Consider the following 13,774-nt stretch of genomic DNA (forward strand, 5'->3'; position numbering starts at 1 on the left):
AATTCGGGGCGGTTCGCAGCGGTTTCACGGGCGTGTTGGGCAGGGCATGGCAGTGCCGCTCGCGTCGTAGCAGGTGGCGCTACGGGCGAGGCCCGTGTCTTTGCCATAGCTGCTTTGGGTCTGCACGCTGTTGCCGGTGGCTGCACTGGTCGCGGTGGTGGTGCGGCCCTGCGTCACCGTGCCATCGGCATTGCGGGTGGCACCGCCATTACTTTGCAGGCTGCCCTGGGCGTTCTCGGCCGACACAGCGCCGCTGTGGCTGGCGCTGCCGTCTGCATTGCGCGTGGTGCTGCCCTGGCGCACGGCCATCCCACCTTGCGCGCCCATGGCAGCGCCACGGCTGGTCACGCTGGCGTTGCCCCGCCCATCGGTGGTCACGGCTCGGCCGCGCAGCACCGCGCCATTCGGGCCGCTGCGGGCCACGCCGGTGTGTGCCGTGGTGCTGCCATCGGCGTGGTGCTCCACACTGCGGTGGGTGCGGGCGTTGGCGTCTGCCGGGGCGGCCAGCGCCAGCAAGGCGGCCAGCAGCACGGCCATGGAGGCCGAGAACATCAAAACGCCCGCTGCCATCGCGGGGCGCTGCAACAGGTCGTGCACGGTGGGTCGGTTCAGCGGGGTCATGGCGGCAGCTCCTTGGTAAGTCGGTGAACAGGTACCGAATGTGGCGGGCAGGTGTGTGCCAGTGATGGCAAACGCGCGCCCAGGTATGACAAACCATGACAGACGCCAGTGGCAACGCCATGCCTTGTCATGACCGGGAGTGCATGCGTGCGGCAACCGCCTACCATTGGCAAACGCTGTCGCCTTTTGCCTACTCGCCCCCTTTGGTACCCATGACCGACACCCTGGCCAAGATCCTGGTCGCCGATGACGAGCCCGACCTGCGCGCCCTGCTGCAGCGCTACCTCAGCGACCAGGGCTACACCGTGCGCACGGTGGATGGGGCCGGCCCGCTCGATGTGCTGCTGCAGCGCGAGCGCTTTGATGTGCTGGTGCTCGACGTGATGATGCCGGGCGAGGACGGCCTGGCCATCTGCCGCCGCCTGCGTGCGCAGGGCGAGACCATTCCCGTCCTGATGCTCACCGCGCGTGGCGATCCGGTGGACCGCATCGTGGGCCTGGAGATGGGCGCCGACGATTACCTGCCCAAGCCCTTCAACCCGCGCGAGCTGCTGGCCCGCATCCAGGCCATGGTGCGGCGCCAACGTGTGCTGGGCGCCCACACCGGGCCGCGCCAGGCGGGTGGGCACATTGTGTTTGGCGCCTTCACGCTGTGGCTGGACGAGCGCCGGCTGGAGCGCAACGACGGTGACGATGGCCACGGTGCGCAGGACGTGCCCCTGACCACCGGCGAATTCGCGCTGCTGCAGGCGCTGGCGCAACAACCGCACCGGCCCCTGGGACGCGACCGGCTTATTGCGCTGGCCTATGGGCCCGACCACACCGCCACCGACCGCAGCATCGACGTGCAGGTGATGCGCCTGCGCAAGCTCATCGAGGCCGACCCGGCCCAGCCGCGCCACATCCGCACGGTGTGGGGCGTGGGCTATGTGTTCGTGCCCGATGGCGCTGCCCCCGGTGGGGGGCGCCAGCCATGACGGCCTCCGCAACCACCCGCCGCTGGGGGCTCTGGCCGCGCAGCCTGCTGGGGCGCAACCTGCTGCTGATGGCCGTGCTCATCGTGCTGGGGCAGCTGGTGGCGGCGGTGCTGGTGCGGCAGATGATCTTCCAACCCCGCGTGGTGCAGGTGGCCGATGGCGTGGCGCGCAACGTGGCTGCGCTGCGGGCCGGGCTGCAGGCGCTGCCCCCGGCGCAGCGTGGGGCGTTTGTCGAGGCGTTCAACCGGCAGGCCGCATTGGCCACACCGCCTGTGGCGCCGGAGAGCGCAGCGCGGCGTGCGCTGCTGTCGCCCATGGAGCGGCAATTTGTGTTGGCCGTGTCGCGCCGTCTTGGTGCGGACGGCGCGGCAACACAAAGCCCGCAGCCGCCGCAACCGCTATGGCGCCGCGACAGCACCGGCGTGTTGGCCCTGCGTGTGATGCACGAGGGCGCCGACGGGCCAGAGAGCTATTGGCTGAACCTGCCCAGCGTGTTCCCCACGCGCGAGTTCACCGGCGCCTGGCTCATGGCCACGCTGGTCAGCATGTTGCTGGCGCTGCTCGGCGCATGGTGGCTGCAGCGGCACATCCACCGGCCGCTCGCCCAGGTGGTGGTGGCAGCGCGGCAGCTCGCGCGGGGCCAGACCCCCGCGGTGCTGCCCGAGGCCGGCCCCGAAGAAATCGCCACCGTGGGCCGCAGCTTCAACCAGATGGCACAGAGCCTGACCGCCGCCGACCACGAGCGCGCGCTGATGCTGGCGGGCGTGTCGCATGACCTGCGCACGCCGCTGACCAAACTGCGCCTGGGCGTGGAGATTGCCGGGGCACAGGTCGATGCGCCGCTGGCGGCCAGCATGGCGCGCAGCATCGACGAGATGGACGGCATCGTGGGCCAGTTCCTGCAGTTCGCACGCAGTGGTGAGACAGAAGCGCCCATCACCGCATCGCTCAACGACCTGGCCCAGGCCGTGGCCGAAGCACAGGCCGACCATGGCCGCGCGCTGCTGCTGGAACTGGGTGCCTTGCCCGACGTGCCCGTACGCCCCCAGGCCCTGCGCCGCGCGTTGGACAATCTCGTGGAAAACGCTTGGCGCCACGGCACCGCCCCGGTGGTGCTGCGCACGGGCGGTGGTGCGCAGCAGGCGTGGATCGAAGTGGCCGACCACGGCATCGGCATGGACGCCAACGAGCTGGACCACATGCGCCAGCCTTTTGCGCGCGGCGGTGGTGCGGCGCGTGCGGGCGCCCCCGGGGCCGGGCTCGGGCTGGCGATTGCCGAGCGTGTGGCGCGTGCCCATGGGGGTGCGCTGGAGTTGCACAGCGCGCCCGGCCAGGGGCTGCGTGCGCGGCTGGTGTTGCCGCTGGCGGGGCCGGGCGGTGAGCCTGCGACTGCGTGAACGGATGCGCAACGGAGGAGCGAGCGGTCTGCCCGGCCCATCCGCCGCTCCGTGCAGCACCGAGGAGTCACGGGGACTGCAGAATTTGAATAAAAATGGCCGCTAGCGCTTGATAGGTAAGCGCTAATAGCTATTGAATTCGTAGCGAATTCGTGGGGCGTGGTGCCCTGTGCTGGCCCTGGCCTTCGTCCCCCAGCCGGAACACCGACACCACATGCACCAGGTCTTCGGCCTGGTTCTGCAGGCTGCTGGCGGCGGCGGCCATTTCCTCGACCAGGGCGGCGTTCTGCTGTGTGACCTGGTCCATCTGCGTCACGGCCTCGCCCACCTGGGCCACACCCAGCGATTGTTCGTGGCTGGCCGCGCTGATCTCGCCCACGATGTCGGTCACGCGGCGGATGGACGCCACCACCTCGGTCATGGTGCTGCCCGCGCGGTCCACCAGGGCCGTGCCTTGCTCCACGCGCTCCACGCTGGCGCTGATGAGGGCCTTGATCTCGCGCGCGGCCTCGGCACTGCGCCCGGCCAGGCTGCGCACCTCGCTGGCCACCACGGCAAAACCCCGGCCCTGTTCGCCCGCGCGGGCGGCTTCCACGGCCGCGTTGAGCGCGAGGATGTTGGTCTGGAATGCGATGGAGTCGATCACGCCGATGATGTCCGAGATCTTCTGCGACGAGGCGTTGATGCCCTGCATGGTGTCCACCACCTGGGCCACCACCTCGCCGCCCTGCACGGCCACGGTGCTGGCGCTCGCGGCCAACTGGCTGGCCTGCTGGGCACTGTCGGCGTTCTGGCGCACGGTGGCGTTGAGCTGCTCCATCGAGGCGGCGGTTTCTTCGAGCGCGCTGGCCTGGCTTTCGGTGCGTGCCGACAGGTCGGTGTTGCCCTGGGCAATCTGCACGCTGGCCGTGGCCACGTTTTCAGACCCGTTGCGCACCTGGCGCACCACCTGCGTGAGCTGGGTGCGCATCTGCATCAGCGCTTCCAGCAGCTGGCCAACTTCGTTGGTGCCGTGGGGCAGCACGCCGCCGCTCAGGTCACCCTGCGCCACGGCACGCGACAGCGCCACGGCCTGCGTCAGCGGCCCGGTCATGGAGCGCACAAACACCAGCGCCATGCCGCTGGTGGCCGACAGCGTGACCACCAGGGCCAGCGCTACCCACAGCAGCCCCCGCTGCAGGTCGGACACCCGGGCCTGCAGGGCCTGGTCCAGGCTGGCCATGGACAGGTTGTTGAGTGCGTTCAGCGCTTCGATGGTGCGGGTGAACGCGTCGAAATAGTCCTTAGAGGGCAGCTGGAGTTCGCTGGCGTTGATCACGTCGCGCTCGGCCATCTGCAGCGATTGCTGGATCTGGCCCTGCACCGCCTGTGCGCTGCTGCCCAGGGCGCGATGCAGATCGGGGTTGCCCTGCAGGGCGCGGTCCAGCCCGCGGAAGGTGTCGGCCTGCAGCTCGGCCACACGCTGCTGCAGCACCAGCAGCTGCCCCTTGCCCTGGGGCGTCAGCTCGTGCTTGCCCAGTGCGCTGGCGCCTTGGGCGCGCAGCATGCCCAGCTTTTCGCCCAGCATGGGCGCCTGCACCAGCGAGGCCTGGATCAGCGCGTGGGTGTCGGCGTCAGGGTCGATCTGCAGGCCATAGGCATGCAGCAAGGATTCGTTGAGCTGCAGCAGCGACGCGATGAGCTGCGTGTGCTGCGCCGTGCTCTGGGCCTGCTCGATGCTGCGTGCGGCCACGGCCTGCTCCAGCGTGCGCCAGGTCTGCTGGGCCTGGGTCCAGGTGGCCATCTGGGAGGCGGGCACCTTGGCGGCCGCAAAGCGGGTGGTGACGTCGTCCAGGGCCGTGTTGACGGCATCGCGCGCGGCGGGGCGGCGCGCTGCCAGGGTTTCGTCGCCACCGAGCATGCCCACCGACAGGCCCCGGTGCACCTGCATCTGCTGCACCAGCCGGGTCAGCGCCTGTGCGGGGACCACGCCCTGCGCCTCGTGGCGCGCGTGGCCAATGGCGTGCAGCGAATCGCGCACCGTCAGGTAGGTGGGCAGCGCGCTCATCATGAGCCCGAGGGTTCCCAGGATGAGGAATTTTTCGAGCAGGTTTAACCGGTGCAGAAGTGACATGGCAGTAGGCGCACCGTCAATGTGTGCGCAAAAAGATAGACCTCAGGGGCGGGGTGTCGGCACCCGCCGACTGGGATGCGGCCCTCCATCAGACCGCGCGGAATGTAACGCAATGTAGGGGTCTATCTTCAGTAGGGTTTTGACTCAGGTCAATTTTTTGCGGCACCGCGTGTGTGTCCGCTGGGCGTCCCGCACCGCCCCTCGGTCGGCTGGGGCAGGGCCGCGGCAAATGGTGCGCTGGAGAATAATGAACCCATCCCGTCCTTTGGAGCACCCCGCATGCAATCGATCACCCTGCGTTTCCTGGCGTCTCAAAGCACCCTGCCGCAGGCTGGCCGCGTGCCCGGCGGCACCGTGCTGCGCTGGGTGGACGAAGCGGGCTTTGCCTGCGCGAGTGCCTGGGCCCAGGGGCCGTGTATCACCGAGTTTGTCGGTGGCGCGAATTTCATGCGCCCCATCCGGCCGGGGGACCTGGTGGAGGTGCATGCCCGCCTGGCCTTTACCACCGACACCTCGATGCACCTGGCGGTGGAGGTGCGCAGCGGCAGCGTCCACAGCGCACAGCAGCAAGAGGTGCTGCACTGCGTGGCGGTCTACACGGCGGTGGATGCCGACGAGCAGCCCCGCACCATTGACAAATGGAGCCCCGAAACCCCGGGTGACATGGCCCTGGCGCAGCGGGTGAAGGCGCATGTGGACGCCGCGCGGGCGGCGCAATGAGGGCGCGGAGGCGGAGTTCAAACACTGCGGTTGTCCCCAGGCCTTCACAACGCAGGGCAAGCCCCTGCCGCTGGAGGGCCGCTGGGCCGCTGGTGTGGGCACGGCAGTGCCTCACCTTGCGGCCGGGCCAGGGTCCTTGCCAGCCACGACGCGCCCCCGCTGCCATGCCTGCGTGCGGTCGCGCGCATCCACGTCCACGTCCGCAGTCGCAGTCGCAGTCGCAGTCGCATTGGACAGCACGGTGAAACTGGCCGCATCCGCCCGCGCCAGCGGCTCGCCCTGGTACCACACCCGCCACGCATCGGCCGCGTAGCCACGCCCCAGGGCGCGCAGCGTGGCCAGGTCAGCGCCGCGCAGGAGACGCAACACGGGGTGCGGCCCCCGGTCGGGCTGATTGACCTCGATGTGGCCGTGCCAGGCGTGGGTGCGGTCGCGTGCGTAGCCGGGGTCGTCTTCGTCCATCAGCGCAAAGCTTGGGCCGTGGCTGGCGGGAATCTCGGCATGCTCGAAGTAGCCGCGCTGCGCATCGCGCGCAAAGCGGGGGCTGAGCGGCTCGAAGCTGGCCGCATCGTGCACGGCGAAAGGCTGGCCGCGGTCGTAGGCGCGATGCCGGTCGTGGGCATGGCCGTGGGCCAGCACGCGGTAGCTGGCCGCATCGGCGCCGGGGATGGTGGTGGTGCGCAGGTGCTGGTAGGCCCAATACTCCTGCGCCTTGCGGTAGGTTTTGCAGTAGTAGACCGCACGGCTGTCGCGTGCCTCGTGTTCCGACAGGGCTTCGAACGTGGCGCTCTCGCTGCCCTCCACTGCGCTGCCCCGGCAGTAGCCTTGCTGCGCGTCGCGCCCAAAGTGTGGCGAGAGCGGCTGGAACGTTGTGGGGTCGCCCGGGGTGAAGGCCGCGCCGCCGTAGGTCCAGCCCACGGCCCAGCCTCGCTGGTAACCCGCGCCACCGTCGCAGCCGCACAGTGCGGCCAGCGCCCCGAGCGCCAGCGCACACACGCGGGCGAACCCGGTGGGGGCCTGCTGAAGCGTGCCATTCTCGTTCTGCATGGGAGGCGCAACGGCGCGCGGTGGGCTTACTGCACCGGCACGACCCGCACCGCTGCGGTGTACGGCTCCACGCGCAGGCTGTCGTGCGCCAGCACGCTGATCTTGGCGCGGGGCGCCATCTCCAGCGCGCCGTCGGCCCCTTTGCGCGGTGCGTATTGCCAGAGGGTGAGCGCGCCCTTGGCGGCCAGGGCCTGGCCGATGGCGGCGGCCTCGGGGCGCAGGGCACCGGCCTCGTCCGGCGGCACGGCGACGATGACCTCGTCGCGCACGGTGACGATTTTGAACAGCAAGGGCTTGGTGGTATCGGCCATGGCGGTGACAGCAGCGGTGGCCAGCACGCCCGCCACGCAGGCTGCGGCAGCGGTGGAGCGGACCAGGGACGTGGTTTTCATGGAGTTCTCCTGCGATGGGAACGGGTTATACGCTAAGCCGTCGCGCCGGCCTGCATGGTGCGCCCCACATGCGCGTACAGCGCCTCCCAGGCCTCGCGCGTGGCGGGCGTGAAAGCACCTCCGAGCGCATCGGCCAGCGTCTCCAGCAGGGCTGCGCCCACGGTCGCGTAGTGCGCGGCCTGCACGCCGTAGGCCGCGTGGCGCTTGCCTAGGGCGCGCAGCACGGGGTCCAGCCGTTCGGGGTGGTCCAGCAGGCGCACAGAGTTGCCGATCATGTCCAGCAGCTTGCGTGCCTGCACGTTCATGTCAGACGAGGAGAAAAGGCCGCTCAAGCCCGGCTCGCGCGCGAACAGGTTGGCATAGAACAGCGCGCCGGCCTGCGCCGCGATGGGCGCCACCTGCGCAAAGCTCTGGCGCACGCGGTGGATTTGTTCGGGGGACATGGAAGAGAACTCCTGAAAAAAAGACGCGGGCCGTAGCCCGCGCAAAGGGAGAGAAGACTCGCTATCAACTCACTCACTCGCTGCCTGTCGGTCTGTCGGTCTATCTGCCTGTCTGCGTACAGGCTGCCATCACGGTTGGTGCCAGCAGCCGTTTTGCTTTTGTGCGGCCTGGCCCCTGCGGGGACGGCTGCTATTTGAAAGGCCCTGTGCGCCGGCCGCGCAGGGCCAGGCCCAGCATGCCGGCGGTGGCCAGTGCCAGAGCGAAGGGGTTGTCTACAGGCACTGCCTGCACAGCGGCGGCGGGCGCGATGGCCATCGTGAAGCTTTGCACCGCGCTGGGCATCAGGCCGTTGTTGGCCGTGAGGGTGACCTGGTAGCTGCCCGTTGCCAGGGGCGTGCCTGTGATGGCGCCGGTGTTGGGGTCGATGGACAGGCCCGCCGGCAAGGTGCCCGCGTCGATGAAGTTCATCGGCTGAGCGCCCGCAGCCACCACTGTGTAGCTGTAGGGCACTCCCAAGGTGCCGCCAGGCGGCGTAGGGCTGGTGATGGTGGGAGGGCCCGAAGGGGCTGCGTTGGTGCTCCAGCCGCTGGCGCCGACGTGGATGGACGCCCGGCTGGTGGAGGCGTCGTCATTCGTATTCCTGCACACGCCAGGGCTCTCCAAGCTTGGGCAAGGAGTGTTGGAGCGGCTGACGGCATCCACCGTGATGGCGTTCACCCGGTCATTCAAGCCATGGCTCGCGGTTTGCCATTGGAATATCTGGATATCGCTAGCGACGATGTTGCCCGCTGAATCCGTGGATGCGAAGGCGAACAGCATGTTGTCGCCCGATGCTGTACTGCTGTATTGGTAAAGCCCGTCGTTGAACGAGTAGGACGTGATCAGGGGCAGGATGTCGGCATGGTTCAAATTGGCCGCCAGCGGCACCGCGGTGGTGAAACTGCCGGTCTGCCTCATGGTCGTGGTGAAGTCGGCGCAAGTGGGTGTGGCGCAGGGCGCAGTGAAAGGGCTGATGGAGTTGCTTGTGTAGGTAGCACCGATGTAGGTGTAGGTAGCGGCGAGGGCCGGGGCCTGGGCTGTTGCCCAAAGGGCGGCTGCAGCCAGCAGTGCAAGGTGATGTTTCATGGTTGCCTTGAAAGCCATGGCGCTTGAAATCGTGGTCGGGAAATGCATGGGATCTATCGCTGGGTGAGCCAGGCGCCCCGCTTGCGCAATGCCACTCCGAGCACGCCCAACGCGGCCAGCGCCAGGGCGAAGGGGTTGTCTACAGGCACGCTCTGCACGGCGCCCGCAGGCACCGCGCCCACATTGGCCCAGCTGGTGTTGCCGTCGATGCTGCCGCTCGCTTCCCAGATGGAGCACCGGTCTTCGATATCGACGGCCTGGCATATCACGTTGTGGTACGCGCCGGCCGCGGTGTTGACCGAATCCAGCCGCATGTTGGCGCCGCTGTGCGGGCCGGGGTTCTGCCAGCGCGCGACGATCATCGACAGCGCCGTCACCTGGCCTGCGGCATCGGTGGAGACTCTCACCTGGTACACCGTCACCTGCGGGTCACCCAGGGTATAGGTGGTGATCCCGTCGGACACCGTGAATGCCAGGATGTTGCCGCCGGGAAAAAGGACGTCGGTGTTGGTCAGGTTGGGCGCCAGCGGAACGGCCGTGGTGAAGGTGGCCGTGGGCGCCAGGGCGGCCGTGAAGTTGGCGCAGTTGCCGTCGCTGCAGGGGGGCGTGTAGTTGTGCAGGCTGGCCGGGTCGTAGGGGTTGTTGGTGAAGCTGTAGGTGGAGGCCCAGGCGCTGGCGTGGGTGAGGGCAGCCAGCACGAACAGCGCCATCGGTGCAATGTGTTTTTTCATGGGATGAGCAAGGTGCAATGCCCTGGAGGGCGAAATCAAGATGCCGCGGCTGGGCCCGAAGGTAGAAGGGGCCAGGAGGCGGTGTGCGAAAAGCACGGGCGGCCGTTCATGCGGCGAGGCGCAGCGTGCGCCGGCTGCGCAGGGCCAGGCCGAGCAGGCCGGCGGCCGTCAGCAGCAAAGCCACGGGGTTGTCGACCGGCACGGCCTGCACGCTCGCCGGGGCGATGGGCGCCCAGGCGCCGCTCTGGGCTGGGGCCACGGCGTAGCTGGTGGAGGTGTCCTCCGCTGTGCCGGTGCAGATGCCCGCGTTGCTGACGGTGGTGCAGAGCTCGTTGAAGGAGCTGTTGGAAAAGCCGCCCGGGTTCACCAGCACGAGGCCCATCCGCCCACCCACCAGATGGTTTGCGGTTTGCCAGTGGGTGATGGCGATGTGGCTGTCGGTGATGTTTCCTGCCGCGTCCGTGGTCACCAACGCATACAGCAAGCCATCGGAAAGGTTCGCGCTGGTGTACTGGGTGACGCCATCGTTGAATGCATAGCTGGCAATGAGGGGAGACACGTCCGCGTCGTTCAGGTTGGGCGCAAGGGGCTGGTTGGTGGTGATGCTGCCGGTCTGCCGCATGCCCGCGGTAAAGATCTGGCAGGGGCTCGCGCCGCAAGGGGCAGTGAAGTTGTGGACCAAGCTGCTGTAGGTGGCGCCGGTGTAGACGTAGGTCGCGGCCCATGCGCCCGCATGGGTGAGGCTGGCCAGGGCAGCAAGGGCGAAAAGGGCAAGGTGCTTTCTCATGGATGTACAGCGGCGGGCAGGTGAGGTGGTGGCGGGGTTTGATCAGAAAAAGGCCTTAGCGCCTGTCCGACAATCACTTGTAGCTATGCTTTCAGGAGCAAAACCTCTCTGTCGTCCAGTGTATGAATCCATCGGCCGCCGCGCCCCACCCCCGGGGGTGGGTGGCGAAAACACCCGCTGTGCTAGCGTTGCAGCGGTGCATTGCCTGGTGCGCCACGGCACATAACTTCAATACTCCATGCCAATTTCCCGCATCCAGCGGCACGCCTTGGCGCGCCTGCATCAGATGGCCTGCCTGGATTTCAGCGGCCTGCAGCTCATCGAGCCCGTGCTGCAGGAGCTGCACCACCTGATCGGCTTTGATACGGGCGTGTACTTCCACCCCGATGCCGAGGGCACGTTGGATGCGTACATCGAGCCCTCGGCGGCGCGCGAGTGGATGTACCGCTACTTCGATCCGGCCATGAGGGCACAGGAGCTCCAGCTGGTGCGCTACAGCCTGCACGACTTCGCCGCCGCCGTGCGCCATGAGCACGGCGTCCTGTCGATGGAGCAGATCATCACCGTGTCGCGCAACGAGTTCATCCGCAGCGACTTCTACAACGAGCTGGCGCGGCCGTCCGAGTGGCAGGATTTTCTGAGCCTGGTGCTGCGCACGCCGCAGGGCCGGGGGGTGGGCTCGCTCAAGCTGTGCCGCAGGCCGGGCGCGCCACGCTTTGAGACCGAAGACATCGCGCTGCTGGAGCGGCTCTCGCCCTGGCTGGCGCGTGCCTTGCAGCCCGGCGAGATGGATGCGCAGGACAGCGTGGTGCACGACAGCGCCATGCTGGTCGCCACGCCGCAGGGCCGGCTGCTGTGGACGTCGCCCCAGGCAGACCAGCTGATGGCGCTGGCTTTTGGCCTGCGCTGGTACCACCGCAGTGAGCTGCCGCCCGCACTGCGCGTGCTGCTGGAGCGCCTGCGGTATGTGGAGCGGGGCGGCATGGACCGGGGCCGGACGCCCGCGCTGCCGCAACTGGACTTGCACAACGCCAGCGGCTGGTTTTCGCTGCGCGCCACGCAGATGGCCGCCGCGGCGGAATCCGGCACGGGCGAGCACCACGGCGGCCAGGCCGTGGGCATCCACATCACGCAGCGGGTGGCGCGCGTGGCGCGGCTGCTGCCCACGCTGCGCGCGCTGGGCCTGCCGCAGCGCCAGCAGGAGCTGGCCTACTGGCTCGCGCGCGGCGTGCCTGAAGAACAGATCGCCGCACGCATGGGCATCAGCGCCAACACCGCCACGTACCACCGGCGGCAGATCTACACGCGGCTGGGCGTGCAAAGCCGCAAGGAGCTGCAGGCCTATCTGGCGAAATAGCCATCCAATGACCCACCAGCGCCTGTCTATCAAGCACTAGTAGCTAGCAAAAATGTAGCAAATCGCGCGACTTGTCGCCGCCTACAGCACACGTCGCCGCGCAAAACGCACCACCGTTACGCCCGCCCGCGCCTGCCGCACCGAGGGCATCACCAGCACGCAATCGTCGTACGGTGTGGCCACCGGCACGCCGTCGTTATCGCCGATCACCGTGCTGGCTTTCTCGAACACCTCCAGGCCCGTGTAAGGCGCCACGAAGCGGAAGGCGCTGCTGGTGGCCACCACGGGCCCGGTCACTTCCAGCGCCCACTGGCGGGGCGCATCGGGCAGGCACCAGCCGGGCAACTGCTGCGCCAAGGCCTCGGCGCTAAGCACGCCGGACTGAGCGAGGAAACGCACACACTGGTCCTGCGCCACGGTGCGGCTGGCGGGGTCACCGTGGAAGCCACATTCGATGAGCAGGGAGCGGGTGTCGCCGCCCTCGCCGTCGGGCAAACCGAAGCGGCCGTAGTCGCGCATGCGCACGCCGTCCTTGTGGCCTGCGTCCACCACGATGTGTTCGGGCGAGCGCATGGCGCGCGCCAGCTCCAGGTTGCGCGGCTGAGTACCGGTGAGCAGCAGCGGTGCCGAGGGCTCGTGCATGGAGTGGATGTCGAGCAGCCAGTCTGCGCGGGCCACAAAAGGGCGCAACGCGGCGGCCCGGCGGCGCTCAGCCGTGTCGGCCGCGTCGATGCGCTCGTCCAGCCACTGGCGGTTGAGGTCTTCGTCGGTGAAGCGCGAGGCGTCGTGGCTGCTGGCGTCGAAGCGGTCAAACGCTTCAAGGTTGCAGAACGCGAGGGTGAGCGTGCCCTGCTGCGGGCGCACGCCGGCCTCCAGCAGGCCCTTGAGCGCCCAGGCGCCGCACAGCTCGTTGCCGTGCACCAGGGCGCTGATCATGACGTGGCGCCCGGGCTGGCCCGAGTCGAAGTGCCACACGCCTTCGGTGCCGGTGTTGCCGGCACGCCAGGCGCTGATGTCGGGCGGGGGCAGCTTGAACACAAGCGGCTGTACGGCGGGATGGTCGGTGGTGTTGCTCATTCTTCGATCTTGGCGAATTCGACGATCTTCTTGTACTTGGCCACTTCGGCCGCCAGGTACTGGTCGATGTTCACGTTGGTGGCCGCGACGGTGGAGCCGGTGGCTTCCATCTTCTTGCGGAAGTCGGGCGACTGCAGGCTGTCGTTCAGGGCCTTCTTCACCTTGTCGAACACCGGCTTGGGCAGATTCGCAGGCGCCATGAGGGCAAACCACACGCCGATGTCCACGTTCTTGTACTGCGCGGTTTCGGCCAGGGCGGGGATGTCAGGGGTGGCGGCCGAGCGTTTGGCTTCGGTGGTGCCCAGGGCGATCACCTTGCCGCTCTTGATGTGCGGCAGGCCGCTGGAGAGCACGAACACGCCGTATTCCAGGTTGTTGCCCATGAGGTCGTTGGCCAGCGGCGCTACGCCGCGGTAGGGGATGTGGGTCATGAACAGCTTGCCCTGCTCCTTGACCATCTCGCCCGCGAGGTGCAGCGAGGTGCCCACGCCCGAGCTGCCATAGCTGAACTTGCCGGGGTTCTTGGAGACCTTCTGCGTGAACTCGGCAAGGTTCTTCACGCCCGCGCCAGTGGACGCCACCAGCACCAGCGGCTGCGAGGCGATCAGGCCGATGGCGGTGAAGTCCTTCACGTCGTACTTCACCTTCTTGGTCACCAGCTTGTTGATGGCGATCTCGTTGCTGGCGCCCACGAGCAGGGTGTAGCCGTCCGGCGCCGCGCTGGCCACCTTCTGGGCGCCGATGGCGCCACCGGCGCCGCCGATGTTCTCGATCACCACCGGCACGCCCAGTTTGTTGCCCAGCTCGGTCGCCACGGTGCGTGCGGTCAGGTCGGTGCTGCCGCCCGGGGGGTAGCCCACAACGATGGTGATGGGCTTGGAGGGATAGGCGGCATCTTGCGCCATGGCCGCAGTGGCAACCAGGGTGGCCAGACCGCACAACAGGGCGGCGCGGCGTGGCAGGGGGTGGGTGGTTCGCATGGGGGC

The 13,774-nt window shown here is 68.4% G+C and carries 14 protein-coding genes; 4 read left to right on the forward strand and 10 right to left on the reverse strand.

Annotated features, from left to right (window positions below; genetic code table 11):
* Positions 1-24 precede the first annotated feature (24 nt).
* Positions 25-621 (reverse strand): hypothetical protein, encoded by a 597-nt coding sequence (locus IB243_RS11375; protein WP_225584893.1) that lies wholly within the window; start codon positions 619-621, stop codon positions 25-27.
* Between the two features lie 212 nt (positions 622-833).
* Here IB243_RS11375 and IB243_RS11380 point away from each other — a divergent pair, with 212 nt between their 5' ends.
* Together IB243_RS11380 and IB243_RS11385 are read left to right on the forward strand one after the other, a co-directional pair.
* A complete protein-coding gene (locus IB243_RS11380) occupies positions 834-1,598 on the forward strand; it encodes a response regulator (RefSeq protein ID WP_192427433.1) in 765 nt (254 codons plus the stop codon).
* Complete coding sequence (locus IB243_RS11385; RefSeq protein ID WP_192427080.1) at positions 1,595-2,995, forward strand: ATP-binding protein; 1,401 nt, start codon at positions 1,595-1,597, stop codon at positions 2,993-2,995. The genes IB243_RS11380 and IB243_RS11385 overlap by 4 nt, the downstream gene beginning before the upstream one ends.
* Before the next feature lie 130 nt (positions 2,996-3,125).
* Here IB243_RS11385 and IB243_RS11390 read toward each other — a convergent pair whose 3' ends face one another.
* Positions 3,126-5,108, reverse strand: a complete 1,983-nt coding sequence (locus IB243_RS11390) for a methyl-accepting chemotaxis protein (protein WP_192427082.1) — start codon at positions 5,106-5,108, stop codon at positions 3,126-3,128.
* 279 nt (positions 5,109-5,387) lie between these two features.
* Here IB243_RS11390 and IB243_RS11395 point away from each other — a divergent pair, with 279 nt between their 5' ends.
* Entirely contained in the window at positions 5,388-5,828 is a 441-nt protein-coding gene (locus IB243_RS11395) for an acyl-CoA thioesterase (protein WP_057227585.1), read from the forward strand.
* A 111-nt stretch (positions 5,829-5,939) separates the two neighbouring features.
* On the opposite strand, the gene IB243_RS11400 is transcribed toward IB243_RS11395, so the two are convergent.
* From IB243_RS11400 to IB243_RS11425, 6 genes are all read right to left on the reverse strand, one after another.
* Positions 5,940-6,875 (reverse strand): DKNYY domain-containing protein, encoded by a 936-nt coding sequence (locus tag IB243_RS11400; RefSeq protein ID WP_192427084.1) that lies wholly within the window; start codon positions 6,873-6,875, stop codon positions 5,940-5,942.
* A 26-nt stretch (positions 6,876-6,901) separates the two neighbouring features.
* Positions 6,902-7,267, reverse strand: coding sequence for a hypothetical protein (locus IB243_RS11405; protein ID WP_192427086.1), 366 nt, complete (start codon positions 7,265-7,267; stop codon positions 6,902-6,904).
* A gap of 32 nt (positions 7,268-7,299) precedes the next feature.
* Positions 7,300-7,710: a globin family protein gene (locus IB243_RS11410; protein WP_192427088.1), complete on the reverse strand. Its 411-nt coding sequence runs from the start codon at positions 7,708-7,710 to the stop codon at positions 7,300-7,302.
* Positions 7,711-7,900: 190 nt separating this feature from the next.
* A complete protein-coding gene (locus IB243_RS11415; RefSeq protein WP_192427090.1) occupies positions 7,901-8,836 on the reverse strand; it encodes an Ig domain-containing protein in 936 nt (311 codons plus the stop codon).
* Positions 8,837-8,889: 53 nt separating this feature from the next.
* On the reverse strand, positions 8,890-9,567 hold the full coding sequence (locus IB243_RS11420; RefSeq protein ID WP_192427092.1) for a hypothetical protein: 678 nt from the start codon (positions 9,565-9,567) through the stop codon (positions 8,890-8,892).
* A 106-nt stretch (positions 9,568-9,673) separates the two neighbouring features.
* Positions 9,674-10,354, reverse strand: coding sequence for a hypothetical protein (locus IB243_RS11425; RefSeq protein WP_192427094.1), 681 nt, complete (start codon positions 10,352-10,354; stop codon positions 9,674-9,676).
* A 238-nt stretch (positions 10,355-10,592) separates the two neighbouring features.
* On the opposite strand from IB243_RS11425, the gene IB243_RS11430 reads away from it, so the two are divergent.
* Entirely contained in the window at positions 10,593-11,711 is a 1,119-nt protein-coding gene (locus tag IB243_RS11430) for a helix-turn-helix transcriptional regulator (RefSeq protein ID WP_225584894.1), read from the forward strand.
* A gap of 81 nt (positions 11,712-11,792) precedes the next feature.
* On the opposite strand, the gene IB243_RS11435 is transcribed toward IB243_RS11430, so the two are convergent.
* Together IB243_RS11435 and IB243_RS11440 are read right to left on the reverse strand one after the other, a co-directional pair.
* Positions 11,793-12,788: a succinylglutamate desuccinylase/aspartoacylase family protein gene (locus IB243_RS11435; RefSeq protein ID WP_192427096.1), complete on the reverse strand. Its 996-nt coding sequence runs from the start codon at positions 12,786-12,788 to the stop codon at positions 11,793-11,795.
* Entirely contained in the window at positions 12,785-13,768 is a 984-nt protein-coding gene (locus tag IB243_RS11440; RefSeq protein ID WP_192427098.1) for a tripartite tricarboxylate transporter substrate binding protein, read from the reverse strand. Before IB243_RS11440 ends, IB243_RS11435 begins: the two co-directional genes overlap by 4 nt.
* Positions 13,769-13,774: the final 6 nt, after the last annotated feature.

Origin of the sequence: Acidovorax sp. ACV01, from assembly GCF_014851495.1 — a bacterium.
In the GTDB taxonomy this organism is placed as follows: domain Bacteria; phylum Pseudomonadota; class Gammaproteobacteria; order Burkholderiales; family Burkholderiaceae_C; genus Acidovorax; species Acidovorax radicis.